The following is a 25,501-nucleotide window of genomic DNA, read 5'->3' as shown; positions in this document are numbered from 1 at the left end:
GGTCGCAGCCAGCCTGCGGGCCGGTGGGGGCTTGTCGCGCCCGCCCGGCGGCAGCCGGAAATGGAGCGCGGCCCCGCGCCCCTCCGGGGCGCTCCTCTGGGCCCTGCCTCCTGTCGCCCTCCTCGCCCTCTGTTTTCTCTACCCCCTCGCCCTCGTCGTCCAGCAGTCCTTCCAGCCCGACGCCGGCGGCACCTCGACCCAGCCGTACGCCGACGTCCTCGCCTCGCACGCCTTCCGCGAGGCGCTGTGGACCACCGTGTGGCTGGCGGTGGCGGCCACCATCGGCTGCCTGGTGCTCGGGTTCGTCCTCGCGCTGGTCATCGCCTTCGTGCCGTTCCCGGGGGCGAGGGCGGTGGCCCGCTTCATCGACGTCTTCCTGTCCTTCCCGTCCTTCCTGATCACGCTCGCCCTGCTCTTCGTCTACGGCACGGTCGGCATGGCCAACGGGGCGTGGACCGACGTGACGGGGGCCGCCGAGGGGCCGTTCCAGTTCCTGACCACACCGTGGGGTGTGCTGCTCGCCGAGATCACGTACTTCACGCCGTTCGTGATGCGCCCGCTGCTCGCCGCGTTCTCGCAGCTGGACACCGGCCAGCTGGAGGCCGCCAGTTCGCTGGGCGCCCGCGCGCCGCGCATCATCGGGCGGATCATCCTGCCCGAGGCGCTGCCCGCGCTCGCGGCCGGCGGCAGCCTGGTCCTCGTCCTGTGCCTGAACGAGTTCGGCATCGTGCTCTTCACCGGCGCCAAGGGGGTCACGACCCTGCCGACGCTCGTCTACGGCAAGGCCATCCTGGAGTCCGACTACCCGGGCGCCTGCGCGGTCGCCGTCGTCAACGTCCTGATCTCCGCGGGCCTCTACGGCCTCTACCGGGTGGTGAGCCGCCGTGCTGGTGCATAGCCGCGGGGCGAGGTGGGCCGTGTGGGCGGCCTTCCTCCTCCTCTTCGTCCCCCTCTTCGCGCTCCCGCTGCTCGTCGTACTCGGCGCCTCCTTCGCCACCAACTGGTCCAGCGTCCTGCCCTCCGGCTTCACCACCGCCCACTACGAGGCGGCCACCCGCGGCGAGGCCCTCGAGGCGCTCACCACCAGCCTGGTCACCGCCGTCACCGCCAGCCTCCTCGCGCTCGCGACCGGCTCCTGGGCGGCGCTCGCGGCGTCCGCCCTGCGCAGGCGGCACCGCAAGGTGCTCGACGCGCTGTTCGTCCTGCCCGTCGCCGTGCCCTCGGTCGTCGTGGGCCTCGCCACCCTGGTCGCCTTCTCGCAGCCGCCGATGCTGCTCAACGGCACCCGCTGGATCGTGATCATCGCCCACTCCGTCCTGGTCACCGCCTTCGCCCACCAGTCGGTGTCCGCGGCGATCACCCGCCTCGACCCCGCCTACGAACAGGCGGCCGCGTCGCTGGGCGCCTCACCGGCGTACGTCCTGTGGCGGGTGAAGCTCCCGCTGCTGCTGCCGTCCCTGACCGCCGCCGCCGGCCTCTGCTTCGCCCTGTCCATGGGCGAGCTGAGCGCCACGATGATGCTCTACCCGCCGGACTGGACCCCGCTGCCGGTCCTGATCTACGCCTCCACCGACCGGGGCGCCCTGTTCACCGGCTCCGCGATCGCCGTCGTCCTGATGGCGGCGACCCTGCTGGTGCTGCTCGCCGTCTCCCGGATCCGCACCCGAGCCTCCTACCGCTGAACCCGCCTCCCACCGACCCGCAAGGAGTTCACCTCGCCATGCCCAGGAACGCCCTCAAGCCGCTCGCCGCCCTCGCCGTGCTCGCCGTCCCGCTGACCGCCTGCTCCGGCACCTCCGCCGCCTCCGACGAGAACGTCGTCACCGTCTACAGCGCCGACGGCCTCAGGGGAGAGAACGGCGACGGCTGGTACGACCAGGTGTTCAAGGACTTCGAGAAGAAGACCGGCATCAAGGTCGAGTACGTCGAAGGCGGCTCCGGCGAGATGGTGCAGCGCGCCACCCGCGAGAAGCGCAACCCGCAGGCCGACGTGCTCGTGACCCTCCCGCCCTTCATCCAGCAGGCCGACGGCAAGGGCCTGCTCCAGAAGTACGTCCCCGAGGGCGCCGACCAGGTCAGCGGCGCCGACAAGGCCGCGAACGGCACCTGGACCGCCGTCGTCAACAACTACTTCGGCTTCATCCACAACCGGAAGGAGCTGAAGCGGGCCCCCGCGACCTGGGAGGACCTGCTCGACCCGGAGTACAAGAACAAGCTGCAGTACTCCACCCCCGGCGTCGCCGGCGACGGCACCGCCGTCCTCATCAAGGCCATGCACGACTTCGGCGGCGAGCAGCCCGCCATGGAGTACCTGAAGAAGCTCCAGGCCAACAACGTCGGCCCGTCCGCCTCCACCGGCAAGCTCGCCCCCAAGGTCGACAAGGGCGAACTGCTCGTCGCCAACGGCGACGTCCAGATGAACTTCGCCCAGTCCAAGTCCATGCCGAACCTCGGCATCTGGTTCCCGGCCCGCGAAGGCGGAAGGCCCACCACCTTCGCCCTGCCCTACGCGGCCGGGCTCGTGACCGACGCCCCGCACACCGAGAACGGCAGGAAGCTCCTCGACCACATGCTCAGCCGGCAGGCGCAGCGGCAGGTCAGCGAGATCGGCGGCGGGTTCGCGGCCCGTCAGGACGTCAAGGCCACCGACGCCAACGCCATCGCCCTGACCAAGCTGATGGACGGCGTCGAGGTCTTCGAACCCGACTGGGACGGCATCGAGAAGAACCTCACCTCCTACATCGACGCCTGGAAGGAGGCCACCGGAAGCTGAGAAGCCTCCGGAAGCTGAGACGGCCGTTCCCACAAGATCCCGCGCTGTCTAGGCTGGGGCGCACGCCGGACCACGCAGTCAGGAGATCCCGGACATGGCAGACCGCAAGCCCATCGAGTCGTGGCTCACCGACATGGACGGGGTCCTCATCCACGAGGGTGTGCCGATCCCCGGCGCCGACGCCTTCATCAAGCGGCTCCGGGAGTCCGGCAAGCCCTTCCTGGTCCTCACCAACAACTCCATCTACACCCCGCGCGACCTGCACGCCCGGCTGCGCCGCATGGGCCTGGAGGTGCCGATCGAGTCGATCTGGACGTCGGCGCTGGCCACCGCCAAGTTCCTGGACGACCAGCGGCCCGGCGGCTCGGCGTACGTCATCGGCGAGGCCGGACTGACCACCGCCCTGCACGACATCGGCTACATCCTCACCGACCACGACCCCGACTACGTGGTCCTCGGCGAGACCCGCACGTACTCCTTCGAGGCCATGACGAAGGCGGTCCGGCTGATCAACGCGGGCGCCCGTTTCATCTGCACCAACCCCGACGAGACCGGCCCCTCCACCGAGGGGCCGCTCCCGGCGACCGGCGCGGTGGCGGCGCTGATCACCAAGGCGACCGGCAAGCAGCCGTACTTCGCGGGCAAGCCCAACCCGCTGATGATGCGCACCGGGCTCAACGCGATCGGCGCCCACTCCGAGACCAGCGCGATGATCGGCGACCGCATGGACACCGACGTGCTGGCCGGCATGGAGGCCGGGATGCAGACCTTCCTGGTCCTCACCGGGCTGACCCGGCCGGAGCAGGTGGAGGACTTCCCGTACCGCCCGTCCAAGGTGGTCGACTCCATCGCGGACCTGGTCGAACAGGTCTGAGCCCCGTGCGGCGCCGGTAAACCCGCCCGGCCCCGCCGTAACCCGTTCGGAGCAGTGCGGCCCCCGCGCAGGATGCGTGGGCCGCTCCCGCGGGGGAGTCTCCAGGTAACTGGAGGTGCACGATGGGCTCACTGAAAGTCACTCTCTGTGCCGGCGCCGCGGCGGCCGCGGTGCTCGCACCGATCGCCCCGATCGCGGTCGCACCGGCCGCGTACGCGGTGGACGGGGGAGGCGTCTCGGTGTCACCGTCCACCCCGGCCCCCGGCAGCGACGTCGAACTCCGCGTGGCGGACTGCACCGAGAAGACGGCCGTCGCCGTGTCGGCGGCGTTCGTCTCGGACGCCAAGCTCACCCTGGCCGCGAAGGACGGCGTCCTCGTCGGGGCCGGCACGGTCCGCTCCACCCTGGAGGCCGGCGCGTACGCCGTCCGGGTCAAGTGCGGTGACGACGCACGCAAGGGCACCGTCACCGTCGCCGAGCGACAGCGCCCGGCCGCACCCGCCTCGCCCGTCGCCCCCGTCGACGCGGGCGGTGGCGGCACGGCACAGCTCGCCGCCTCCGACAGCCGCGACGAGGCCCGGCCCGAGCCTCCCGGCACGGCGCACACCGTGACCGGTCTGGTCCTCGCGGGCATCGCCGCCGTCGCCGTCGCGCTGCGCGGGGTCCGCAGCCGGAGCCGCGGGACGGACTGACCATGTCCGGAACGGACGAACGCGACCGGCGACAGGACCAGCAGCAGGACGGGCAACGCCCCGTCGGCCCCGGTGGCCGCCTGGTGACCGGCATCGCCTGGACGGTGCTGCTGCTCGGGCTGTGGCTGTGGGGCCGCGAGGCCACCGACGTGCGCGAGGGCATATCCGTACCGTCCACCGGCGACATGGCGGCGGCGGGCCGGCCACCCGACATACCCCTGCCCCCCGCCCACGCCCCCCTCGGCGACGCCCCGCCGCAGCGCCTCGACATCCCCGGGCTCGACATCAGCGCCCCCGTCCTGGCCAGCGGCCTGGACACCAAGGGCGCCATCGAACCACCGCCCTTCGACCGCCCCGGCTCCGTCGGCTGGTACGCGGACGGCGTGACGCCGGGAGCGGCCGGGACCGCGCTCCTGGTCGGCCACGTCGACACCGACACGAAGCCCGCCGTCTTCTACGAGGTGAGCACCCTGGAACCCGGCGAGACGATCCGGGTGGTCCGCGAGGACGCCGAGGCCGCCGAGTTCACCGTCGACGACGTCCAAGTGCTCACCCGCGACGGCTTCGACGCCCGGCAGGCCTACGGCCCGCGCGACACCGGCCGCGCCGAGCTGCGCCTGATCACTTGCGGCGGCACCTTCGACCGCGCCACGAACAGCTACACGGCCAACGTGGTGGTCTCGGCGTACCTCACCGGGACGGGCGGCACGTAGGCGCTGCCCTGCGGCCCCCTGGGTGCCGGAGGCGTATGTCAGGATTGAGCCTCGGAACAGTGCACCCAGGGGGGGTTGGATGTACGGCAGCAGGGGGGCCGGAACGATGTCCACGAGGCGGGCGTCCGCGGTGGTGCTGGGGGCGGCGCTGCTGCTCGCGGGCTGCTCCTCGTCGGGAGACGGGGACGACGAGGACAAGGCCAAGGGCGCGGGGGCCGGGATCACGCAGCAGCCGAAGGAGGCGGACCCTTTCTGGGTCAACCCGGACGGCAACGCGGCGCAGCAGCTGGCGGCGCTGGAGGAGGCCGGCAAGAAGGACCAGGCCGCGCAGATCCGCAAGATAGCCCAGCAGCCGACCGGTGAGTGGATCAGCCCGGAGAACCCCGAGGAGCAGGCCCGCGGCTTCACCGAGGCCGCCGACGAGGCCGGCCGCACCGCGCTGCTCGTCCTCTACAACATCCCGCACCGCGACTGCGGCCAGTACTCGGGCGGCGGCGCCGCCGACGGCGACGCCTACCGCGACTTCATCGACGGCGTCGCCAAGGGCATCGGCGACCGCTCCGCGACGGTCGTCCTGGAGCCGGACGCGGTGCTCCACCTGGTGGACGGCTGCACCCCGGAGCAGTTCCACGAGGAGCGCTACGACCTCCTCAAGGGCGCCATCGCCAAGCTCTCCGCGCTGAAGAACACCAAGGTCTACCTGGACGCGGGCAACGCCGGGTGGGGCCATCCCGACCAGATCTTCGAGCCGCTGAAGTGGGCGGGCATCGACCAGGCCGACGGCTTCTCGGTCAACGTCTCGAACTTCTACACCACCGAGGACTCCATCGCCTACGGCAAGCAGCTCTCCGCCAAGGTCGGCGGCAAGCACTTCGTCATCGACACCAGCCGCAACGGCAACGGCCCCTACACCGAGGGCGACCCGGGCGAACGCTGGTGCAACCCGCCGGGCCGAGCCCTCGGCGAAACGCCGACCACGAAGACCGCCGACCCCCTGGTCGACGCCTACCTGTGGGTCAAGCGCCCCGGGGAGTCGGACGGCGAGTGCAAGGGCGGCCCCAAGGCGGGCGAGTGGTGGCCGGAATACGCCTTGAAGCTGGCGCAGGGATAAGCGCCCCAGGGGCGCGGGGCTGTGACATGTGCGGCTACCGCCGCGTGGGCGCGATCACCCACGACGCTCCCCGCGCCCGACAACGCACCCGCGGGAGCACTACGGCACGTGCACCCACTCCGCCTTGCTCGGCGTCCCTTCCCCGTCAGTCACGAACATCATGTACCACCCCGACTGAACCAGGTTCTTGTTCTCCGGCACCGTCACCGTCAACTGATCCCCCTCCGTCCTGAAGTCCAGCGCGATCGACCGCTGATCCACGTCGGTGACGTGTGTGGACGCGCTCGGCCGGATCAGCCGCACCTTCTTGACCGACTTCGCCGCCCGGGACGTGAACGTCCCCGACTCACCACGCTCGATGGTCTGCGGCCCCCCGGAGAGATCCGGCCGCGAGTCCCGGTACAGGTACGGCGGCGTATAGATCTCGATGCGCTGCTCGAACTTGCCCGGCTTGGTGTTCGCCTTGTCGGCGTAGAGCGAGTCCGACCCGAAGAACATCACGCGCCCGTCGGGCAGCAGGATCGAACCGGAGTGGTAGTTCCGGCCCACCAGCGGATCGGCGATCCGCTCGAACTCGTTCGTGTCCGGGTGGTACAGCCGGGCCTGGAGGATGTTGGAGTCGCTGCGGCCCCGGTAGTCCTCCGAGCCGCCGGAGACCAGCACGCTGTCGTCGGGCAGGACGGAGGCCTGCGGATAGCGCGTGCCCTTCTCCAGTGACGGCCCGTCGACGAACTTCGGTTCGTCGGCCTTCAGGTCGGCGATCCGGGTCTTCTCGCTGGACTTCCTGGACTCGCCGACCCCGCCGCCGCCGATCACCATGTACTTCTCGTCCTGCGCCGGCGGCAGCAGCACGGAGTTGGCGGTCTCCAGCATGTCGGGGTCGCTCATGCCGGGTACCTCGGTGAACTTGTTGGTCTCCAGGTCCCAGATGCCCGGGTCGCGGCCCACGTCGGCGGGGCCGTAGCCGGCGTTCGCACCCGAGTAGAAGATCTTGCCGTTCTGCATCAGGAACAGCGCCGGGTACGTCGGGAACTGGCGGATCTTGCCGGTGTAGTCCCACTTCTTGGTCTTCGGGTCGTAGACCTCGCTCTTGCCCGGCACGATCTGGCCGATGTCGTCGAGGCCGGAGACGCTGAGGATCCTGCCGTCGCTCAGGGTGGTGAGCGTCGGGTACCAGCGGGCCTCGTGCATCGGGTCGACCTTGATGTACTTCTCGGCGACCGGGTCGAACTCGAAGGCGTCCCGGATGCCCTGGAAGTCCTTCTTGTCGAGGGCGAGCTTCTCGGCGATGCCGTACGTGTTGCGCGCGTCGGCGCCCGACAGGCCCTGGACGGTGTAGTTGTCCTGGGTGCCCGTGGCGTACTTCTGGCCGCTCTTCTCCGCCTCGACGTAGATCCGGCCGAGGCCCGGGTCGTTGCGCAGGAACTTGCCGGTCTCCTTGTCGAAGACCTTCTCGGCGCGCGGCACCAGCACCGGGTCCTTGGAGACGAACGTCTTGCCGTTCTCCTTGCCGGTGAACTTGGTGCCCGCCGGGAGGGTGATCGGCTTGTCCGGGTTCTCGTTGTGGACGATCATCAGGCCGCCGGCCTTGGTGACGTCGCCCTTGAGCTTCTCGTACCGCTTGGTGCCGCCCGCGATCAGCAGGTTGCCGTTGGCGAGCTGGGTGTGGCCGGTGCAGAACAGGTCGGTCGGCGTCGGCACCTTCTTGACGGTCCCCTTGACCGGGTCCCAGATCCGGGTGTCGTACTGCTTCGCGTCGAAGTTGTCCTGGTTGTTGCCCGACCCCGCGACGAGCAGCACCTTGCCGGTGCGCAGCAGCGCCGCGTGGATGGTGTTCTGCCGGTACTCCTCGGGAAACTCGACGATCTCCCACTTGCCGTTGGCGGCCTTGTACTCCGGCTGGTTGATCTTGTACTGGTGGTATTTCTCGGTTCCGAAGCGGTAGAGCCACGGCCCGTTCATCCCGGCCAGCGCGACTACCACCGCCGTGCCTATCGCGAAGCGACGGGCCCGGCGGCGGCCGGCACGGTCCTTCATTCCTTACGTCCCCCAAGTCCACCAAGGGCGATCTGCATGGTCTGGTCGTTGCCCCCGTCGGCGGAGGCTGCCCAGCTGGGCTTCTGCTGCGGCGCGTGCGAGGCGTGCGGCGCGTACGCCTGCTCCGGCGCCGGCTGCTGCGGCGGAACCCGGGGCTCGGGCTCCGCCGCCACGGCCGGCGGTTGCTTCTTCGCCTTCCGCAGTTCGTGGCGCCACGCGAACATCGGCGAGGCGGTGATCAGCAGCGCGAACGTCGCCCAGATGATCATCGCGGGGTGCGAGTGGCCGAAGACGAAACCGGCGGCGATCGAGGCGCCGAAGATCACGATGAAGTACCAGTGGTACCGGAAGGTCCCGAACCACGTGTCCGGGCTGGCCGAGTCGCCCTTCGGGGTCACCACGAACTTGCTCTTGCGGCGCAGCACCGAGTCGATGAGCGCCTTCGCGTACAGCGGCGCCGAGAGCGCGGACATCACCATGCCGGCCACGCCGCCGGAGCCCTCCGGCTCGTGCGGGGAGACGTTGTGGCGGCGGTTCCAGACGTACAGGCCGATCTGCAGGGCGGAGGCGTTGCCGTAGAGCATCAGCCAGACGGCCGGGTCGATGTTGACGCCCGACGCGCCCAGGCCCAGGAACAGGGCGCAGCTGAGCGCCGCCAAAATCCAGTTCAGGGCCGACATCGGATAGAAGATGATCATCATCGTGTAGTTGAAGAGCTTGCTCGGCGGGAGCGAGTACCAGCCCTTCCAGTACTGCTTGAGGATCGTCTCGTACGTCCCTCGGGACCAGCGCATCTGCTGGGTGAAGAAGTCCGTCCAGGCGTTCGGGCCCTCGCCGACGGCGAGCACGTCCGGGGTGTAGACCGAGCGCCACTTGCGGCCGGTGGCCGGGTTCTTGTGGCGGTGGATCTCGAAGCCGGTCGCCATGTCCTCGGTGATCGAGTCGTACAGACCGCCGATCTGCTTGAGCGCCTTGATGCGCACCGCGTTCGAGGTGCCCACGAACATCGGGGAGCCGTAGCGGTTGCCGGCGCGCTGGATCAGGGCGTGGAAGAGGAACTGCTGGGACTCGGCGGCCTTGGTGATCGGGTTGTCGTAGTTGCCGTAGACCTGGGGGCCGATGACGAAGCCGACGTCCGGGTCGCGGAAGAAGCCGAGCATCCGCTCCAGGTAGTTCGGCAGCGGCACGTGGTCGGTGTCGACGGAGGCGAAGTAGTCGTAGTCGTCGCCGTGCGCGTCCAGCCAGGCGTTGTAGTTGCCGTGCTTGGTCTTGGCGCGGTGCGGGCCCTTGGGCATGTTCCACTTGGCGACGCCCTTGCGGGAGAAGTGGTGCACGCCCAGGCGCTCGCAGACCGCCTTCACCTCGGGGTCGTCGCCCTCGTCGAGGAGCCAGACGTGCATCAGACCGCGGTGGCGGATCTTGACGGCCGCCTCCAGGGTCTTCGTCACCATCTCCAGCGGCTCCTTGCCGGGCACGAAGGAGGTGAGGAAGGCGACCCGGGTGCCGGTCTCGGGCACCACCGGGATCGGGTCCCGGGCGACCAGGGTCGCGTGCGCGTTCGACAGCACGTTCAGGCAGCGGAACAGCTCGATCAGGCCGATCGCCACGAGCATCACGATGTCGAGCGTGGGCAGCCAGTCGAAGGCCGGGTAGTCGCGCTCGGTCCAGTGCGTGGGCTGGAGCAGCCAGACCAGCAGCACCACCGACAGCAGCGGGGCGGCGGCCAGCATCAGGGCGACCCGGATGCGGTGCGGCTCCTGGGAGATCAGCGAGCGGTACTGCACCTTGTACGGCTTGTGCGGGTCGGGCTGGGTGAGGGGGCCCGCGAGCCGGCTGTAGTGCTCGTAGTCGTACCTCGGCAGGGTCTTCTTTATCCGGCGGAAAGAGCCGGTGTTCCAGTTCCGATGCGCAGGGACCCTGAGCTGCGTGGTCTGGGACGGGTCGTGGTCCTGCCCGGCGCCCGTCGGCGTCGACGTCATGAGTCATCCCCCCACACGCGCGTCACGCGTGTTTCGTCGCTTCCATCGTCCGCTCGGGTCCCCCTCGACCTTCACGGACGTAACAGTGGTGGGTTGCGGTCACCACGGCATCCACACCTTATATAGACATGGAACAGCGACCCCCGGTTGCATGATGCCCCCCTCGGCATCCCCTCGGCACCCGGCCCCCCAGCCGGACCAGGGTTCTACGGTGTTCGTCATGATCGCAAGATGCCCGGAGGCCGGGCACGCCGAAGGCCCCCCGTGCGCTACGGGGGGCCTTCGGCCGTCTGTGCGCCGCCAGGGACTCGAACCCCGGACCCGCTGATTAAGAGTCAGCTGCTCTAACCAACTGAGCTAGCGGCGCCTGCTGACCTGCACAACTTTACCCGATGCCGACCGGTGCTCCGGACCACCCCGAGAGCCCCCGGCGCGAGCACCGCGGCGCCCGTGTACATCATTCGGACCGTCAGCATGCGCGCGAGGAAGACAGTTGAGAAACTGTCCGGCATGTACCGAAGTGTACCGTCGCGGACGTTTTCGCCGGGAGTGTGAGAGGAATCGCATGGAGACTGCTCCCGTGTTCGAGGAATTCGAGCCGGCGGACGACTGCGACTGCGCCGGCTGCCGGCACTGGCGCCGGGTCCTGCCGCACTCCCGGACCGGCCGCGCCGGCGGCCATCCGGCCGCCCGCCGTGCGCTGATCGTGGCCACCGCCGCGGCCTCCGCACTAGGCACGGGCGTCGCGGCCGCGGTCCCGGCCGCCGCCCACGCGGCCCACCGGCCCGGCGTCGCGGCGGACGACGTGCCCGACACCCCCCAGGGGCCGCGGGCGCCGCTGCACGGCCCGGCCGGGCTGCCGTCGGTGCCCCCGGCGGGGACGGCCCTCGCCGCGATCACCCGTACGGAGATCATCGAACGGGCCCAGACCTGGGTCACCGCGAAGGTCCCCTACAGCATGACCTCCTACTGGTCCGACGGTTACCGGCAGGACTGCTCGGGCTATGTGTCGATGGCCTGGAAACTGCCCACCAACGAATGGACCGGCAGCCTCGGCACCTTCGCCGACCGCATCACCAAGGAGGAACTCCAGCCCGGCGACATCCTGCTCTTCCACAACGCCGCCGACCCCCAGAAGGGCTCCCACGTGGTCATCTTCGGCGGCTGGACGGACGGCACGCACACCTCGTACCTCGCCTACGAGCAGACCCCGCCGCACACCCGGAAGCAGTCCACGCCCTACGCCTACTGGAGCGACTCGGCCAAGTACCTGCCGTACCGCTACAAGGGGGTCACCACGACCACCGCCGGGGCCGAGGCGCAGGGAGCGGTCCCCGCCTCGCACGGAGTGGCCGGATACCCGGGGCGGGCCATGTTCCGGCCGGGCGCGGACAACCCGTACGTCACCCGGCTCGGCAGGCAGCTGGTGAAGAAGGGATTCGGCACCTACTACACGACCGGACCGGGTCCGCGCTGGGGCGAGGCGGACCGGCGGGGCGTCGAGGCCTTCCAGCGCGCCCAGGGCTGGCGCGGCGGCGCGGCGGACGGCTACCCGGGCCCGGAGACCTGGCGGCGGCTCTTCTCCTGACCGCCCGCCGCGGTGATCACCCGTTCATGACGCATCTGGCGCGGAGGCTGGAGCACGCATGAGTACGAGCTCTTCCATGAACCCGGACACGGGCGGCCCGGCGGAGACCGGCCACCGGTCCGTCCGGCTCATCCACAACGAGGCCACCACCGAGATCCCCGTCCACCTCCTCTTCCGCGACGATCCCGCCCCGGCGCCGGTGCCCCTGCGGCCCGCGGTCGTCGGCCACCGGCAGGGCACGGGGGAGCAGCCCCGCACCCGGCGCCCGGTCGCCGCGCGCACGGTGCCGGCGGTGCGGATCGACCCGGAGCTGACGGAGCGCCCGGCGCGGGTGCTGCCCGGTGCCGCGGGTGTGGCCGCCGGTGCCTGCGGCGCGGCGGGCTGCGCCGTCACCTCCTGGTGGGCGGGGCTGGTGCCGCCGCTCGCGGCCCAGGCGCTGGGACTGCCGGCGCACGCCGGTGCCGGGCTCGGGCCCGCGCAGTGGGCGGCGTACGCGGCCGCCGGGGCGCTGGGGCTGTTCGGCTTCGGCGGGCTGGCCCGGGGGCGGACCGGGCGGGCCTGGGTGCTCGGTCTGTTCGGCCGTTACCGGGGGACGGTGCGGCGCACCGGTCTGATGTGGGTCAACCCGCTGCTGCTGCGCCGCCGGGTGGACGTGCGGCTGCGGCACTGGCGCAGCGAGCCGATGCCCGCGGCCGACGCCAACGGGGTGGCGCTGAGGGCGGTGACGCTGGTGGTGTGGCGGGTGCGGGACACCGCGAAGGCCACGCTGGGCGTCGAGGACCACGAGGCGTATCTGCGCGAGTGCGTCGAGGCGGCGCTCGCCCGGGTCCCGGTGGAGCCCCTCGGCACGGTCCGCAGCTCGGCGGACGTGGCGGGCGAGACGCTGACCCGGCTGGTCGCGGCGGACGCGGCGCCGGTCGGCCTGGAGGTGTTCTCGGTGCGGCCGGTCCGGGCGGAGTACGCCCCCGAGGTCGCCGCCGCGATGCACCGGCGCCGGATCGCCGCGCTGGACGCCGCCCAGCGGGCCAGTGTGCTCACCTCGGTCGTGGACTCGGTGGAGGACACGGTGACCCGGCTGACCATGCGCGGGCTGGTCGAACTCGACGACTACGAGCGCAAGGTGCTGGTGAAGGACCTGACGGTGGCGTTCTGCGCCGGGCGGGGGGAGACGGGGGCGTGACCCGCCCGCGGGGCCGGGGGCCGGGTTCCGCTATTGGTATGGACATGTTCAACTAACGGCAATAATCTGAGACTTGGTCTAGACCTGCAAGGCTCACTGAACCTCCCCCACGTCACAGGAGCAGCAGCATGCGCACAAGGACCAAGTTGTATGCAGCCGCGGTGGGCATGGCGACCACCGGAGCCCTCGTGCTCTCGTCCGGCGGCGCCACCGGCCACGGCTACACCGACCTGCCGGTCAGCCGGCAGAAGCTCTGCCAGAACGGCGGCGTCAGCAACTGCGGCGCCATCCAGTGGGAACCGCAGAGCGTCGAGGGGCCCAAGGGCTTCCCGGCGGGCGGACCGGCCGACGGCCGGATCTGTTCCGCGAACAACGGCCGGTTCTCCCAGCTCGACAGCCCGAAGACGCCGAACGGACAGGCGTGGCCGACCACGAGGGTGAACGGCGGGCAGAGCTACACCTTCCGCTGGCAGTTCACCGCCCGGCACGCCACGACCGACTTCCGGTACTACGTCACCAAGCCGGGCTGGAACCAGAACCACAACCTCACCCGCTCCGACCTCAACCTCACCCCGTTCTTCACGGTGCCCTACGGCGGCAAGCAGCCGCCGGCCACGCTCTCCCACACCGGCACGCTGCCGTCCGGGCTGAGCGGGCACCACGTGATCCTCGCCGTGTGGACGGTCGCCGACACGGGCAACGCGTTCTACGCGTGCTCGGACGTGACCTTCTGACCGGGACCGGTCCGGCAACGCGCGAAGGCCCCCTCGCCTGGGCGAGGGGGCCTTCATGCTGTGCGCCGCCAGGGACTCGAACCCCGGACCCGCTGATTAAGAGTCAGCTGCTCTAACCAACTGAGCTAGCGGCGCATGACTCTCGCCTTCCGCTTCCCGCGGTCGGCGACGACGAAAATACTACCCGGTCCCGGGGGGTGCTCGTGACCACCGGGGTGTGAGCCGGGCCGCAGCTCCAGGGCGCGACCCGCCGGACAGCCCCTAGATCGCCAGCGACAGCAGCACCGGTGCCGCGCTCCGGTTCAGCTCGTCCGCGGCCCGCCGCAGCCGGTGGGCGTGCTCGACCGGCAGGGACAGCGCGAGACAGCCCACGGCGGACCCGGCCGTGATCGGTACGGCCGCGCAGACCGTGCCCACCGCGTACTCCTGGAGGTCGAGGACGGGCACGGTGGGCGGCTGGGACTCCAGCCGGGAGAGCAGCAGGCGGTCGCTGGTGATGGTGCGCGAGGTCAGGCGGGCCATCTTGTGCCGGGCGAGGTGGTCGCGGCGGCCCGCGTGGTCCAGCTGGGTCAGCAGGCTCTTGCCGACCGCGGTGGCGTGCGCCGAGACCCGGAAGTCCACCCACTCGTTCACCTTGGGCGTGGCCGGGCTGTCCGCGTACTGGGTGACGCTGACCTCACCGTCCACGTACCGGCTGATGTAGACGGCCGCGCCCACCGAGTCGCGCAGGCGGTCCAGGGTGTGCTGGAGCTTGTCGCGCAGGGCCTGCTCGCGGCCGTGGGCCGAGCCCAGACGCGCCAGCGCCTCCCCGGTGACGTACGTCCCGTCGGCGGTCTGCTCGACGTACCCCTCCCGGCGCAGCATGCGCAGGAGCGGGGTCAGCCGCTCCCGGACCAGGCCGCTCTGCCGGGCGATCCCGGAGTCGGTGACCCCGGTGGTGTGCCGCGCCACTGTCTCCAGGACGCGCAGGGCGTCCTGGGCCGAGTGGTGCGGCGCGGTCGGCTTGTGCTGCAGCGCCACGGTGGTCTCCCCCTGCGCTTCGCTGGTAGGCCCCTGCCCCTGTCCCTGCCTGTGCCCCCGACCGGACAGCGGATCCCTTTCACGATAGCCGCCAAAAGGTCTGACGTGACGGGGTGTTGACGAAGTTTCGCCGCCCTGGTCTGCGGCGCTGACCCGCTGGCATATGCCAGCGGCGTGCCCCACAGTCCCGACCTCGGGTGTTGGGACACGCCGCCTGTCGTCAGGGCGTCACAGCACCGCGCTGAGGAACTCCCGCGTCCGGTCGTGCTCCGGCTCGCTGAAGATCTTCTCCGGCGGACCGGCCTCGATGACCCGGCCCGAGTCGAACATCAGGACCTGGTCCGAGATGTCGCGGGCGAAGTTCATCTCGTGGGTCACGCACAGCATGGTGATGTCCGTGGTGCGGGCGATGTCCCGCAGCAGGTCGAGGACGCCCGCGACCAGCTCTGGGTCCAGCGCCGAGGTCACCTCGTCGAGGAGGAGGACCTTCGGGCGCATCGCCAGCGCCCGGGCGATCGCCACACGCTGCTGCTGGCCGCCGGAGAGCTGCGCCGGACGGGCGTCGCACTTGTCGGCCAGGCCCACCATGTCGAGCAGCCCCTTGGCCCGCTCGACCGCCTCGTCCTTGGACATCCCGAGCACCGTGACCGGCGCCTCGGTGATGTTGCGCAGGACGCTCATGTTCGGGAACAGGTTGAACTGCTGGAACACCATCCCGATCTGCTTGCGGACCTCGCGCCGCTCCTTCTCGGTCGCCGGGAAGAGCTTCTGCCCGTCCACGGTGATCGTGCCCTCGTCGGGCTTGAGGAGCGTCATGAGCAGCCGCAGGATCGTCGTCTTGCCCGACCCGGAGGGGCCGATCAGGGTGACGTGCTTGCCGGCGTCGACGGAGAAGTCGAGGTGGTCGAGGACGGTGTTCTCCCCGAACCGCTTGGTGACCTGCTCCAGGCGTATCAGCTCGCCGGAGCTGCGCTCGGGGCTCTTTTCGGGGTTGGGAAGAGTGTCAGTGGGCAAGGCGTCGCTCCAGGGCTCGCAGGGCAAGGGAGGCCAGGTAGGAGATGACGATGAAGGCCACGCCGATCACCGTCAGGGGCTCGGTGAACTGGAAGTTCTGCTGCGAGAACAGGCGCGCCTCGCCGAGCATCTCCAGCACCGTGATCGCCATCAGCAGCGGCGTGTCCTTCAGCATGGAGATCACGTAGTTGCCGAGGGCGGGCACCACACGGCGGATCGCCTGCGGCAGGATCACGGCCGTCCAGGTCCGCCCCACCGGCAGGTTCAGCGCCGTCGCGGCCTCCCACTGGCCGACCGGCACCGCCTCGATGCCGGCCCGGTAGACCTGCATCGTGTACGTCGAGTAGTGCAGGCCGATGGCGATCACACCGGTGGTGAGCGCCGAGGCGGTCACGCCCCACTCGGGCAGCACGTAGAAGAGGAAGAACAGCTGCACCAGCAGCGGGGTGTTGCGCACGAACTCGGTGACCACCCCGACGGGCCAGGTCACGAAGCGGGACGGCACCCGCATCAGCAGCGCCCACACCAGTCCGAGGGCGAACGACACCAGCGACCCCAGGACCAGGATCTGCAGGGTGACCAGCAGACCGTCCCAGAAGTGCGGCATGAAGTCGGAGACCGCGCTCCAGTCCCACTTCATCAGACGGCACCCCCCACGTTGGTCGCCTCAGGGCGCTTCAGTTCGGTGTCGGGCTTGCGCACGGGGGCCTTCCCGACGCCCGCCTTCAGCTTCTTCTCCAGACCGCGCATCACCCGCGTGAGCAGGAAGGCGATCACGAAGTAGATGAGCAGGATGTACGTGTAGATCTCCGCGCTCTCCTGCAGCGCGAGGCGCACCAGGTTGCCGCTGAACGCCAGGTCGCCCATACCCATGATCGACACCAGGGCGGTGCCCTTGAGCAGCTCGATCAGCAGGTTGGAGAAGGGCGGGATCATCTCCGGCACCGCCTGCGGCAGCAGGATGAGCTTCATCCGCTGCCAGGGCGTGAAGCTGAGGGCGATACCGCCCTCCTTCTGTGCCGGGTCGACCGCGGCGAGCGCGCCGCGCACGATCTCGGAGCCGTAGGCCCCGTAGGTCAGGCCCAGCGCCAGCGTGCCCGCCCACATCGGCACCAGCTGCCAGCCGAAGGCCGGCGGCAGCACGAAGAACACCCAGAAGATCATCACCAGCGCCGAGGTCCCGCGGAACACCTCGGTGTAGAAGCCCGACAGGAAGCGGACGATCCACAGCCGGTGGGTGCGGCCGACGCCGATCACGAAGGACACGGCGGTGGCCAGCAGCGCGCTGAAGAAGAGCAGCTGAAGGGTGACCCAGGCGCCCTGGAGTACGAGTTCCCACAGTCCCGAGGTCATCCGCCGCACAGCTCCTTCGCGGTCAGATCGGTCATCTCGTTCTCGGTGAAACCGAAGGGCTTGAGGATGCGCAGCAGTTCGCCGCTCTTCTTGAGCTTCTGCAGCTCGACGTTGAAGGCGTCCCGCAGGTTGGTCTCGTTGGGCCGGAAGGCGAAGCCGCCGCCGTCGACCTTCGGCTTGCCGTCGATGATCGGCGAGAAGGGCTCGGTCGCCTCGGCCTTGGTGGACTTCTTCACCACCTCGCGGACGGTCAGCGCCGTTCCCGCGAAGACGTCCACGCGCCCGGACTCGACGGCGTTGAGTCCGGCCACCTGGTCGGGGACGATCAGGATGTCGTCCTCCTTGATGCCGTGCTCCACCGCGTAGGCGATCTCGGCGTAGCCGGTGCCGGTCGCGAACTTGGCCTTCTTCTCGAAGACGTCCTTGTAGTTGTGCAGCCCGAGCGGGTTGCCCTTGCGCACGATGTACGCGTCGAGCATCTGGTAGTCGGGGTCGGAGAAGATGACCTGCTGGCAGCGCTCGGGGTTGATGTACATCCCGGCCGCCACGACGTCGAACTGCTGCGACGCCAACCCCGGGATGAGGGAGCCGAACTCCGTCGGCACCGGCTGCACCCGGTCCACTCCCAGCCGCTTGAAGATGACCTTCGCCAGCTCCGGCGCCTCGCCGGTCAGCTCACCGTTCTTGTCGATGTACCCGAAGGGGATCTCGCCCGCGATGCCGAGCCGGGCCACGCCCTGTGCCTTCAGCCGGTCGAGGAGGTCGCCGCCTTCCACGCCGGACCCGGCGGCCACCCGCGAGCAGCCGGCCGCCCCCAGCGCGCCGAGCGCCGCGACCCCCGCGAGCAGCGACCGGCGAGTGGGTCCGGCTGTTGTGGACCTTTGGTCGGATATACCCCGTAGAGGGGTTCTGTGTGGTGGAGCCATGGGCGCGCAGCTACCCGAAGCCGGGCCGGTTATGCCGATCTTTTTCAGTCCGATACCTCGGCCCGGCGCCCTTGACCGCGGCGCCCCGGGGCACTGCCATGGAGGGCATGGCTGATCGCTACATCGAAGTCTCGCTGGTCAAACGCGGAATCACCTGCCGGGCCCAACTGCTGGACGACCGGGCCCCGATCACCTGCGCGGCGGTCTGGGACGCGCTCCCCCTGGGCGGCGACGTGTATCACGCCAAATACGCCCGTAACGAGATCTATGCCCTCTTTCCGCCTTTCGCGGCATCCGAACCGCCACTAGAGAACCCGACCGTGACGCCCATTCCGGGCGACCTGTGCTATTTCGCCTTCGCGGGCGCCGAGTTGGGCACCAAGGCGTACGGCTACGACCGCGAGGTCCGGCCGGGCACCACCCTCGTCGACCTCGCCCTGTTCTACGAGCGCAACAACCTGCTCCTCAACGGAGACGTCGGCTGGGTGCCCGGCACCGTCTGGGGCCGCGTCACCGAGGGCCTCGACGCGATGGCCGAGGCCTGCAACGACCTGTGGCGCACGGGAGCGGCGGGCGAGACCCTCAGCTTCCGGCGGGCGTAGGCGAAGCCGGACGCGAGGCGGGCAGGCCCGTCTCGTACAGCGCGTGCGCGGCCCGCAGGACCAGGTCGTCCCGGTGGCGGGCCGCCACCAGTTGCAGACCGATCGGCAGCCCGTCCCCGTCGGTGCCCACCGGCACGGTCGCCGCGGGCTGCTGGGTCAGGTTGAACGGGTAGGTGAACGGCGTCCACCCCGTCCACCGCCGGTGCCCCGAGCCCTTGGGCACCTCGGCGCCCGCCTCGAACGCCGTGATCGGCAGCGTCGGCGTGACCAGCACGTCGTACGCCTCGTGGAAGCGGCCCATCCGCCGGCCCAGCTCCATGCGGACGTCCACCGCGGCCAGGTAGTCCAGCGCCGAGTACCGCGCCCCCGCGCCGACGACGTCCCGCAGCCCCGGGTCGAGCAGCTCCCGCTGCCCCGCCCTCAGGTGCTGCACCACCCGGGCGGCCCCGCTGAACCACAGGGTGTGGAAGGCGTCCACCGGGTCCGTGAAGTCCGGGTCGGTCTCCGTCACGTACGCACCCAGCTCCGCCAGCCGCTCCACGCCGCGCCGCACCGCCCGTGCCACCGCGGGGCGCACCGCCACCTGCCCGCCGAGCGAGGGCGAGTACGCCACCCGCAGGCCCCGCACCCCTCCGGCGAGCGCGTCCGTGTACGACCCGGGCGCCGGGCCCAGCGCCGACCAGTCCCGGGCGTCGGGCGTGCCGATCACGTCCAGCATCAGCGCCGCGTCCGCCGCGTCCCGGGTCATCGGGCCGACGTGCGCGAGGGTGCCGAACGCGCTCGCCGGGTAGAGCGGCACCCTGCCGTACGTGGGTTTCAGGCCGAAGATCCCGCAGAAGGACGCCGGGATGCGCACGCTGCCCCCGCCGTCCGTACCGAGCGCCAGCGGACCCGCCCCGCGCGCGACGGCCGCCCCCGCGCCCCCGCTGGAGCCGCCCGCCGTGCGGCTAGGGTCGTGCGGGTTGCGGGTCACGCCGGACAGGGGTGAGTCCGTGACGCCCTTCCAGCCGTACTCGGGCGTCGTCGTCTTGCCGACGAACACGGCGCCGTGCTCGCGCAGCCGGGCGACGGAGGGCGCGTCCTCGTCCCACGGACCGTCCGGTGACACCGCCCGGGAGCCGCGCAGGGTCGGGTGGCCCCGCGTCAGCAGGATGTCCTTCACGGTGACCGGCACCCCGTCCAGCCGCCCGCCCGGCTCCCCGCGCCGCCACCGCTCCTCGGACCGCCGGGCCTGCTCCAGCGCCTCCTCGCCGGTCAGCCGGACGAACGCGTTCAGCTCCGGCTGGATCCGTTCGGCCCGCTCCAGGGCCGACCGGGTGACATCGACAGGGCTGAAAGCACCCTTGCGATAGCCGTTGACGAGCTGTACTGCGGTCAGCTCCGTGAGGTCGGTCATGCACCCTCCGTTTCCAGGGACGTCAGTGTCCGGGCACGTATCCGCGCTTCTTGTCGACCACGTTCGCCAGTGGCTCGCCGGCCGCCCAGCTCTCGAACAACTCGACGAACTGCGCCCCGAGTTCGTCCCGCCAGCCGATGGTGTCCCCGCTCATGTGCGGCGAGATGACCAGGTCCGGTACCTCCCACAGCGGGCTGTCGGCGGCGAGGGGCTCGTGGCTCAGCACGTCCAGGGCGGCCCCCGCGATCCAGCGGCTGGTCAGCGCCTCGGCGAGATCGTCCTCGACGACCAGCTGCCCCCGCCCCACGTTGACGAACCGCGCGGAGGGCTGCATCACGCCGAACCGCCGGGCGTCGAACATGCCGCGCGTGTCGTCGGTCAGCGGCGCCGCCGCGATCACCCAGTCGGCGCGGGCCAGCAGCCGGTCCAGCTCGCCGGGTCCGTGGACACCGGGGCGGGCGGTGCGGCCGACCAGCGCGACCGTGATCCCCAGCGCCTTCAGCGTCTGTGCGATCGCCCGCCCGATCGGCCCGGAACCGACCACGCAGGCGCGGGTTCCGGCCACCCGGAGGGACTCGCGGTGCCGCCAGGTCCGCTCGCCCTGCAACCGCAGCGTGGTGGGCAGGTCCTTGGCCATCGCCAGGACGAGCGCGGCGACGTACTCGGCGATCGGCTGGTCGAAGACACCCCGCGCGTTGGTCACCACCGTGTCCGACTCGGCCAGCTCCGGGCACATCAGGTGGTCCACGCCGGCGCTCGCGGTGTGCACCCAGCGCGGGCGCGGGCCGTCCCCCGGCCACGCCTTCCGTACGGCGTGCGAGGTGAAGTCCCACACGAGCAGCACGTCGGCGTGCGGCAGCCGCTCGGCGAGCGTCGACTCGTCGGCGTGCTCGATCCGCGCCCGGCCGGTCAGCCGACCCAGCCGGGGCGGCGGCTCGGCGTCGAGCACGAGGACGGTGGGCGCGGACGAGCGCGTGGCCGGGTGCGGGTGCGGGTGCGAGGGAGTGGTCATCGGCGGGTCTGTCTCCGGGGGTCGCACGGGAGGTCGCACGGGTGCGTCGCACGGGGTTCGCGAGAGCGCGTCGCACGGGTGCTCGGAACGGGTTGACGGGGGACGGAACCGGCTGTTGACCTGGGAATGACGCGGGCGGATTGACCACGCTCGCACCAGAACCTACCTTCGTCAACACGGCCGTGCGTACGGTGCGTTGTCGTCCCCTCTCACAGTGTGAGGTCGGTGCGTGCCATGGACATCTCCTTTCTGGGCGGACCAGCTCCGCAGCGCGGGGTCGGCGTGGTCGCCCCGTTCGACTTCGCACTCGATCGCGAGCTGTGGCGATGGGTGCCCGACGAGGTCTCGCTCCACATGACCCGAACCCCTTTTGTGCCCGTCGAGGTCAGTCTGGACCTCGCGCGCATGGTCAGCGAACACGAGACGCTCGGCGAGGCGGTGCGCACCCTCAACGCCATCGCCCCCGAGGTCGTCGCCTACGCCTGCACCTCGGGCAGCTTCGTCGGCGGCGTCGCCGGTGAACGCGCGATGTGCGAGGCGATGACCTGGGCGGGCGCGGTCCCGTCCGTGACCACCTCCGGCGCCCTCCTGGACGCGCTGGCCGAGCTGGGCGTACGCCGGGTCGCGCTGGTGACGCCCTACACCGTCTCCGTGACCCGGGCGCTGGAGGCGTACGTCGCCGAGGCCGGCGTCGCCGTCACCGGCTGCGCCTTCATGGGCCTGACCCGGCACATCTGGAAGGTCCCGTACCGCGACGTGGCCGACATGGCGCGCCAGGCGGTGCCCCGCGAGGGGGCGGCCGACGCCCTGTTCATCTCCTGCACCAACCTCCCCACGTACGACGTCATCCCGCAGCTGGAGGCCGAGCTGCGGATCCCGGTGATCTCGGCCAACCAAGTGACGATGTGGGCGGCGCTGCGCCGACTGGGTACCCCTGCGGTGGGGCCGTACCAGGCGCTGACCGACCCGTCGGCGCGCACCGGTCCCGTGGTGCCGGGGCCGGCCGGTCCCGCCGTGGCGGGTCCGGTCGGACCCGTGGTGGCGGACATGCCGGGCGTCTCGGACGGCCCGGACACGGATCAGCAGCAGGAAGGGTGGACATGACAGCACTGGGATTCCTGTACCCGGGCCACTCCGGCGAGGACGACTATCCACGCATCGAGCAGCTCCTGGGCAGCGACATCCGGGTGGACCTGGTGCACACGGACATCGGTGAGGACGCGCACCGGGTGGACGCGCTGCTGGAGATGGGCTCACCGCGGCGGCTGGCGGCCGGCGTGGAGGAGCTGCGGCTGTCCGGCGCCGACGCGGTGGTGTGGGCCTGCACCAGCGGCAGCTTCGTGCACGGCTGGGAGGGCGCCCGGGAGCAGGTGCGCACGCTGGCCCAGTCGGCGGGTCTCCCGGCCTCCTCGACCTCCTTCGCCTTCGTGCACGCGGCGAAGGAGCTGGGGGCGGGGCGGGTCGCGATCGGCGCGACCTACCCGGACGACGTGGCGCGGCTCTTCGCGGACTTCCTCGGCGCCGCCGGCATCGGGGTGACCGACGTCGTCAGCTCCGGGATCATCACGGCGGCGGAGGTCGGTACCTGGGGCGAGCCGGAGGTGCTGGCCCTGGCCCGCTCCGCCGACCGCCCGGACGCCGAGGCGGTCCTCCTGCCGGACACGGCCCTGCACACGGTGGCGCTCATCCCGGCCCTGGAGAAGGAGCTGGGCAAGCCGGTCCTCACGGCCAACCAGGTCACCGTCTGGGAGGGCCTGCGCCTGGCGGACCGCCGGGTCAACGCCCCGGAACTGGGCGCGCTGTTCACGCGGGAGCCGGTGGTGCAGGCCTGAGCGGCGAACGTGCGGGGGCCGGGCCGCGGCGCCACCCGAAACGGTCCGGCCCCCGACGCGGTGTCGCGTGGTGCGGTCAGGGTGTGCGCTGCTGCCCCCAGGTGTGGGGACCGACGATGCCGTCGTCCGCGAAGTGGCCGTCGATCCCGCGGTACGTGTCTGCAACGCGCGGCGGACACGGAAGAACCCCGGTCCCGCCGAGGCGGTGCCGGGGTTCTCGTCGAGCGCTGGGCAGGCCTTGCACCTGCATTTCCCCACGGGAAGTGGGGCGTCTTTCCTTGGACCACCAACGCACTGCCGGTTCTTGGGGGTTGACCCCCTTGATCAGGCAGCTTGAGCGTACCGCAGCTCTGTTCGGGGCGCACATCGGCGGCGGTACCGTTCATGTGGATGTTCAGTATGCGGCTACCTGAACTCAACTGAACCCTTGTCAGGTGTTGGGGTGCGCCCTATTCTCACGCTCAGAAAGCGCTTTCCCATGTGTCGTATTGACATGATCGCGACAAGCGTGCCGGTTCTGGCATGTGAAACCGAAGGGAAGACGAGGATGAGACGACCAGTCGCGCTGCGACTCCACGCCGCGCTGGCCACGTTGGCCGTCGCGGCGGCGACCGGTGTGGTGCTGACCATGCCCGAGGCCGCGGCGGCGGCCCGCGGTGCCACCGGGTACGCGACCCAGAACGGAGGCACGACCGGCGGCGCGGGCGGCCAGACGGTCCGGGCGACCACCGGGACCCAGATCCACGAGGCCCTGTGCGGCCGTGCCAGCAGCAGCACCCCGATCACCATCCAGGTCGAGGGCACCATCAACCACGGCAACACCACCAAGGTGTCCGGCGACAGCTGCAGCACCGCGGCCGACAAGATCGAGCTCAAGCAGATCAGCAACGTCACCATCGTCGGTGTCGGCAGCGGCGCCGTCTTCGACCAGCTGGGCATCCACATCCGGGAGTCCAGCAACATCATCATCCAGAACGTGACGGTCCGGAACGTCAAGAAGTCCGGCTCGCCCACCTCCAACGGCGGCGACGCCATCGGCATGGAGAGCGACGTCCGCAACGTCTGGGTCGACCACACCACCCTGGAGGCCTCGGGCGGGGAGTCGGAGGGCTACGACGGCCTCTTCGACATGAAGGACAACACCCAGTACGTCACCCTGTCCTACAGCACCCTGCGCAACTCCGGCCGCGGCGGACTGATCGGCTCCAGCGAGTCCGACCGCTCCAACGGCTACGTCACCTTCCACCACAACCTGTACGAGAACATCGACTCCCGCGCCCCCCTCCTGCGCGGCGGGATCGCCCACATGTACAACAACCACTACAAGAGCCTGAACGAGTCCGGCATCAACTCCCGGGCCGGCGCCAAGGCCAAGGTGGACAACAACTACTTCGAGGACTCCAAGGACGTCCTCGGCACCTTCTACACCGACCAGGCCGGCTCCTGGCAGGTCAGCGGCAACATCTACGACAACGTGACCTGGTCCGAGCGGGAGGGGGACAACAACCCGGCCGGCCCCGACCCGCAGTCCAACACCACGGTCTCCATCCCGTACTCCTACACCCTCGACGACGCCTCCTGCGTGCCCGGCGTGGTGAGCGGCACGGCGGGCGCGAACAAGGGCCTGAAGGTCTCCGACGGCGACTGCACGCCGCAGACGCCCGACCCGACGCCGGACCCGACGGACCCGACGCCGGACCCGACGGACCCGACGCCGGACCCCACCGATCCGCCCAGCGGGACCAACCTCAGCATCGGCGCGGGCTCCGACGGTTCCAGCAAGGCCGACGGCACCAGCTACGGCGACGTCCGCGACGGTGACCTGAGCACCTACTGGTCGCCGACCGGCACCACCGGCTCCGTCTCGGTCAAGTGGGGCACCGCCACCACCGTCTCGAAGATCAACATCCGGGAGGCGGCCGGCTCCGAGGGAACCATCGGCTCCTACCGGGTCGTGAACCACCACACCGGCGCCGTCCTGGCCTCCGGCAGCGGAGCGGGCGTCATCACCTTCCCGGCGGTCACCCTGGAGAAGATCACCTTCCAGATCACCGGCGCCTCGGGCACCCCGAAGGTCGCCGAGTTCGAGACCTACGCCGGTTAGCGGCGGCGTCCTCGTCCCCTCCGCGTCCGGTCCGGCAGCCGCCGGGCCGGACGCCCACTTGCGCGGGCGCGGGACAATGGACGGTGGCCCACTCCACCGGGGTGCCCCCGTCCACGCGGGGAGGGCCGTCGCACCGTACGAGGAGGAGAAGACATGGCGGAGCCAGCGCCGCGTCGGAACGAACCGCGGCTACGCCCCGCGCCCCTGCTCTTCGAGCCGGCGGAGGCCTCCGCCGACCCGGAGCACTTCTTCGACCTCGAGTCGATCGACGACCCCCGGGCGCTCCTCGACCGGGCGACCGAACTGACCCAGGCGTTCCGCGCGGCGGCCGACCGGGCGATGGAGTTCCAGGCGGTCGCGGCGGCCCAGCTGGCCGACCCGCGCCGCTTCGACCGGCTGACGGCCGCGGACATCGCCGAGCGGGCCGAGTGGACCGAGGACTACGCCAAGAAGATGGTGGAGTTCGGGCGGGACCTGATGCGCGGCGGCGCCCACTCCGACTAGCGCGGACCGGCGCGGACCGGCGCGCACTGCGCGGACCGGCACCGACTAGCACAGCCG

Annotated in this window: 24 protein-coding genes and 2 tRNA genes; 15 read left to right on the top strand and 11 right to left on the bottom strand. The window is 70.8% G+C overall.

Going from position 1 to position 25,501, the window contains the following annotated elements; all coding sequences use genetic code 11:
• Positions 1-31 precede the first annotated feature (31 nt).
• The 7 genes from ACFW47_RS04315 (at position 32) to ACFW47_RS04285 (ending at position 6,163) form a co-directional block, all read left to right on the top strand.
• On the top strand, positions 32-898 hold the full coding sequence (locus tag ACFW47_RS04315) for a 2-aminoethylphosphonate ABC transporter permease subunit (protein ID WP_386286119.1): 867 nt from the start codon (positions 32-34) through the stop codon (positions 896-898).
• The gene (locus ACFW47_RS04310) at positions 885-1,682 is read left to right on the top strand and encodes an ABC transporter permease (protein ID WP_386286037.1); all 798 of its coding nucleotides are present in this window, start codon (positions 885-887) and stop codon (positions 1,680-1,682) included. The genes ACFW47_RS04315 and ACFW47_RS04310 overlap by 14 nt, the downstream gene beginning before the upstream one ends.
• A gap of 38 nt (positions 1,683-1,720) precedes the next feature.
• Positions 1,721-2,773, top strand: a complete 1,053-nt coding sequence (locus tag ACFW47_RS04305; RefSeq protein ID WP_386304700.1) for a 2-aminoethylphosphonate ABC transporter substrate-binding protein — start codon at positions 1,721-1,723, stop codon at positions 2,771-2,773.
• A 94-nt stretch (positions 2,774-2,867) separates the two neighbouring features.
• Positions 2,868-3,647: an HAD-IIA family hydrolase gene (locus ACFW47_RS04300; protein WP_386286035.1), complete on the top strand. Its 780-nt coding sequence runs from the start codon at positions 2,868-2,870 to the stop codon at positions 3,645-3,647.
• A 122-nt stretch (positions 3,648-3,769) separates the two neighbouring features.
• Positions 3,770-4,339, top strand: a complete 570-nt coding sequence (locus tag ACFW47_RS04295) for a hypothetical protein (RefSeq protein WP_386286034.1) — start codon at positions 3,770-3,772, stop codon at positions 4,337-4,339.
• Positions 4,340-4,341: 2 nt separating this feature from the next.
• Positions 4,342-5,052 (top strand): class F sortase, encoded by a 711-nt coding sequence (locus ACFW47_RS04290; RefSeq protein WP_386286033.1) that lies wholly within the window; start codon positions 4,342-4,344, stop codon positions 5,050-5,052.
• A gap of 79 nt (positions 5,053-5,131) precedes the next feature.
• Positions 5,132-6,163 carry a glycoside hydrolase family 6 protein gene (locus ACFW47_RS04285; protein ID WP_386286032.1) on the top strand — a complete coding sequence of 344 codons (1,032 nt, stop codon included), beginning with the start codon at positions 5,132-5,134 and terminating at the stop codon, positions 6,161-6,163.
• Positions 6,164-6,262: 99 nt separating this feature from the next.
• Here the strand turns inward: ACFW47_RS04285 and ACFW47_RS04280 are convergent, their stop codons facing one another.
• The 3 genes from ACFW47_RS04280 to ACFW47_RS04270 form a co-directional block, all read right to left on the bottom strand.
• Positions 6,263-8,200: a galactose oxidase-like domain-containing protein gene (locus tag ACFW47_RS04280; protein WP_386304697.1), complete on the bottom strand. Its 1,938-nt coding sequence runs from the start codon at positions 8,198-8,200 to the stop codon at positions 6,263-6,265.
• Positions 8,197-10,179 carry a glycosyltransferase family 2 protein gene (locus tag ACFW47_RS04275; protein ID WP_386304695.1) on the bottom strand — a complete coding sequence of 661 codons (1,983 nt, stop codon included), beginning with the start codon at positions 10,177-10,179 and terminating at the stop codon, positions 8,197-8,199. The genes ACFW47_RS04280 and ACFW47_RS04275 overlap by 4 nt, the downstream gene beginning before the upstream one ends.
• Before the next feature lie 293 nt (positions 10,180-10,472).
• Positions 10,473-10,546: transfer RNA gene (locus ACFW47_RS04270), tRNA-Lys, on the bottom strand.
• A 198-nt stretch (positions 10,547-10,744) separates the two neighbouring features.
• Here ACFW47_RS04270 and ACFW47_RS04265 point away from each other — a divergent pair.
• The 3 genes from ACFW47_RS04265 to ACFW47_RS04255 all read left to right on the top strand — a co-directional run bounded on the left by ACFW47_RS04265 (position 10,745) and on the right by ACFW47_RS04255 (position 13,681).
• Positions 10,745-11,767, top strand: a complete 1,023-nt coding sequence (locus tag ACFW47_RS04265) for a peptidoglycan-binding protein (RefSeq protein ID WP_386286029.1) — start codon at positions 10,745-10,747, stop codon at positions 11,765-11,767.
• A 58-nt stretch (positions 11,768-11,825) separates the two neighbouring features.
• Complete coding sequence (locus tag ACFW47_RS04260; RefSeq protein ID WP_386304692.1) at positions 11,826-12,947, top strand: SPFH domain-containing protein; 1,122 nt, start codon at positions 11,826-11,828, stop codon at positions 12,945-12,947.
• A gap of 128 nt (positions 12,948-13,075) precedes the next feature.
• A complete protein-coding gene (locus tag ACFW47_RS04255) occupies positions 13,076-13,681 on the top strand; it encodes a lytic polysaccharide monooxygenase (protein ID WP_386286027.1) in 606 nt (201 codons plus the stop codon).
• Between the two features lie 61 nt (positions 13,682-13,742).
• Here ACFW47_RS04255 and ACFW47_RS04250 read toward each other — a convergent pair.
• From ACFW47_RS04250 to ehuB, 6 genes are all read right to left on the bottom strand, one after another.
• Positions 13,743-13,816 (bottom strand) — tRNA-Lys (locus ACFW47_RS04250).
• Positions 13,817-13,942: 126 nt separating this feature from the next.
• Entirely contained in the window at positions 13,943-14,701 is a 759-nt protein-coding gene (locus tag ACFW47_RS04245; RefSeq protein ID WP_386286026.1) for an IclR family transcriptional regulator, read from the bottom strand.
• A gap of 228 nt (positions 14,702-14,929) precedes the next feature.
• The gene (ehuA, locus tag ACFW47_RS04240; protein ID WP_073723449.1) at positions 14,930-15,715 is read right to left on the bottom strand and encodes an ectoine/hydroxyectoine ABC transporter ATP-binding protein EhuA; all 786 of its coding nucleotides are present in this window, start codon (positions 15,713-15,715) and stop codon (positions 14,930-14,932) included.
• Positions 15,705-16,355, bottom strand: coding sequence for an ectoine/hydroxyectoine ABC transporter permease subunit EhuD (ehuD, locus tag ACFW47_RS04235; RefSeq protein ID WP_382712676.1), 651 nt, complete (start codon positions 16,353-16,355; stop codon positions 15,705-15,707). The genes ehuA and ehuD overlap by 11 nt, the downstream gene beginning before the upstream one ends.
• Positions 16,355-17,068: an ectoine/hydroxyectoine ABC transporter permease subunit EhuC gene (gene ehuC / locus ACFW47_RS04230; RefSeq protein WP_386286025.1), complete on the bottom strand. Its 714-nt coding sequence runs from the start codon at positions 17,066-17,068 to the stop codon at positions 16,355-16,357. Before ehuC ends, ehuD begins: the two co-directional genes overlap by 1 nt.
• Positions 17,065-17,994 carry an ectoine/hydroxyectoine ABC transporter substrate-binding protein EhuB gene (gene ehuB, locus ACFW47_RS04225; protein ID WP_386286024.1) on the bottom strand — a complete coding sequence of 310 codons (930 nt, stop codon included), beginning with the start codon at positions 17,992-17,994 and terminating at the stop codon, positions 17,065-17,067. Before ehuB ends, ehuC begins: the two co-directional genes overlap by 4 nt.
• A 107-nt stretch (positions 17,995-18,101) precedes the next feature.
• Between ehuB and ACFW47_RS04220 the strand changes: the two genes are divergently transcribed.
• Positions 18,102-18,596, top strand: a complete 495-nt coding sequence (locus tag ACFW47_RS04220) for a DUF3830 family protein (protein WP_383278563.1) — start codon at positions 18,102-18,104, stop codon at positions 18,594-18,596.
• On the opposite strand, the gene ACFW47_RS04215 is transcribed toward ACFW47_RS04220, so the two are convergent.
• Both ACFW47_RS04215 and ACFW47_RS04210 read right to left on the bottom strand, forming a co-directional pair.
• The gene (locus ACFW47_RS04215; protein WP_386286023.1) at positions 18,577-19,992 is read right to left on the bottom strand and encodes an amidase; all 1,416 of its coding nucleotides are present in this window, start codon (positions 19,990-19,992) and stop codon (positions 18,577-18,579) included. The genes ACFW47_RS04220 and ACFW47_RS04215 overlap by 20 nt on opposite strands.
• Before the next feature lie 22 nt (positions 19,993-20,014).
• Entirely contained in the window at positions 20,015-21,004 is a 990-nt protein-coding gene (locus ACFW47_RS04210; RefSeq protein ID WP_386286022.1) for a D-2-hydroxyacid dehydrogenase, read from the bottom strand.
• A gap of 234 nt (positions 21,005-21,238) precedes the next feature.
• On the opposite strand from ACFW47_RS04210, the gene ACFW47_RS04205 reads away from it, so the two are divergent.
• The 4 genes from ACFW47_RS04205 to ACFW47_RS04190 all read left to right on the top strand — a co-directional run bounded on the left by ACFW47_RS04205 (position 21,239) and on the right by ACFW47_RS04190 (position 25,444).
• Entirely contained in the window at positions 21,239-22,108 is an 870-nt protein-coding gene (locus ACFW47_RS04205; RefSeq protein ID WP_386286020.1) for a decarboxylase, read from the top strand.
• Complete coding sequence (locus ACFW47_RS04200; protein WP_386286018.1) at positions 22,105-22,836, top strand: aspartate/glutamate racemase family protein; 732 nt, start codon at positions 22,105-22,107, stop codon at positions 22,834-22,836. Before ACFW47_RS04205 ends, ACFW47_RS04200 begins: the two co-directional genes overlap by 4 nt.
• Positions 22,837-23,383: 547 nt before the next feature.
• Positions 23,384-24,940: a pectate lyase gene (locus ACFW47_RS04195; protein ID WP_386304689.1), complete on the top strand. Its 1,557-nt coding sequence runs from the start codon at positions 23,384-23,386 to the stop codon at positions 24,938-24,940.
• A 153-nt stretch (positions 24,941-25,093) separates the two neighbouring features.
• A complete protein-coding gene (locus ACFW47_RS04190; protein WP_386286015.1) occupies positions 25,094-25,444 on the top strand; it encodes a hypothetical protein in 351 nt (116 codons plus the stop codon).
• The last annotated feature ends 57 nt before the right edge of the window (positions 25,445-25,501 follow it).

This window comes from Streptomyces sp. NPDC058796, assembly GCF_042745235.1.
Lineage (GTDB): Bacteria > Actinomycetota > Actinomycetes > Streptomycetales > Streptomycetaceae > Streptomyces.
This window is presented reverse-complemented; position numbering and strand designations above follow the sequence as displayed.

Coding starts and splice junctions, on each gene's coding strand:
- ACFW47_RS04255 (WP_386286027.1), top strand. CDS start 13,076: ATGCGCACAAGGACCAAGTTGTATGCAGCCGCGGTGGGCATGGCGACC.
- ACFW47_RS04290 (WP_386286033.1), top strand. CDS start 4,342: ATGTCCGGAACGGACGAACGCGACCGGCGACAGGACCAGCAGCAGGAC.
- ACFW47_RS04190 (WP_386286015.1), top strand. CDS start 25,094: ATGGCGGAGCCAGCGCCGCGTCGGAACGAACCGCGGCTACGCCCCGCG.
- ACFW47_RS04195 (WP_386304689.1), top strand. CDS start 23,384: ATGAGACGACCAGTCGCGCTGCGACTCCACGCCGCGCTGGCCACGTTG.
- ACFW47_RS04265 (WP_386286029.1), top strand. CDS start 10,745: ATGGAGACTGCTCCCGTGTTCGAGGAATTCGAGCCGGCGGACGACTGC.
- ACFW47_RS04305 (WP_386304700.1), top strand. CDS start 1,721: ATGCCCAGGAACGCCCTCAAGCCGCTCGCCGCCCTCGCCGTGCTCGCC.
- ACFW47_RS04275 (WP_386304695.1), bottom strand. CDS start 10,179: ATGACGTCGACGCCGACGGGCGCCGGGCAGGACCACGACCCGTCCCAG.
- ACFW47_RS04285 (WP_386286032.1), top strand. CDS start 5,132: ATGTACGGCAGCAGGGGGGCCGGAACGATGTCCACGAGGCGGGCGTCC.
- ehuC (WP_386286025.1), bottom strand. CDS start 17,068: ATGACCTCGGGACTGTGGGAACTCGTACTCCAGGGCGCCTGGGTCACC.
- ehuD (WP_382712676.1), bottom strand. CDS start 16,355: ATGAAGTGGGACTGGAGCGCGGTCTCCGACTTCATGCCGCACTTCTGG.
- ACFW47_RS04295 (WP_386286034.1), top strand. CDS start 3,770: ATGGGCTCACTGAAAGTCACTCTCTGTGCCGGCGCCGCGGCGGCCGCG.
- ACFW47_RS04220 (WP_383278563.1), top strand. CDS start 18,102: ATGGCTGATCGCTACATCGAAGTCTCGCTGGTCAAACGCGGAATCACC.
- ACFW47_RS04215 (WP_386286023.1), bottom strand. CDS start 19,992: ATGACCGACCTCACGGAGCTGACCGCAGTACAGCTCGTCAACGGCTAT.
- ACFW47_RS04210 (WP_386286022.1), bottom strand. CDS start 21,004: ATGACCACTCCCTCGCACCCGCACCCGCACCCGGCCACGCGCTCGTCC.
- ehuB (WP_386286024.1), bottom strand. CDS start 17,994: ATGGCTCCACCACACAGAACCCCTCTACGGGGTATATCCGACCAAAGG.
- ACFW47_RS04200 (WP_386286018.1), top strand. CDS start 22,105: ATGACAGCACTGGGATTCCTGTACCCGGGCCACTCCGGCGAGGACGAC.
- ACFW47_RS04260 (WP_386304692.1), top strand. CDS start 11,826: ATGAGTACGAGCTCTTCCATGAACCCGGACACGGGCGGCCCGGCGGAG.
- ACFW47_RS04300 (WP_386286035.1), top strand. CDS start 2,868: ATGGCAGACCGCAAGCCCATCGAGTCGTGGCTCACCGACATGGACGGG.
- ACFW47_RS04205 (WP_386286020.1), top strand. CDS start 21,239: ATGGACATCTCCTTTCTGGGCGGACCAGCTCCGCAGCGCGGGGTCGGC.
- ACFW47_RS04280 (WP_386304697.1), bottom strand. CDS start 8,200: ATGAAGGACCGTGCCGGCCGCCGCCGGGCCCGTCGCTTCGCGATAGGC.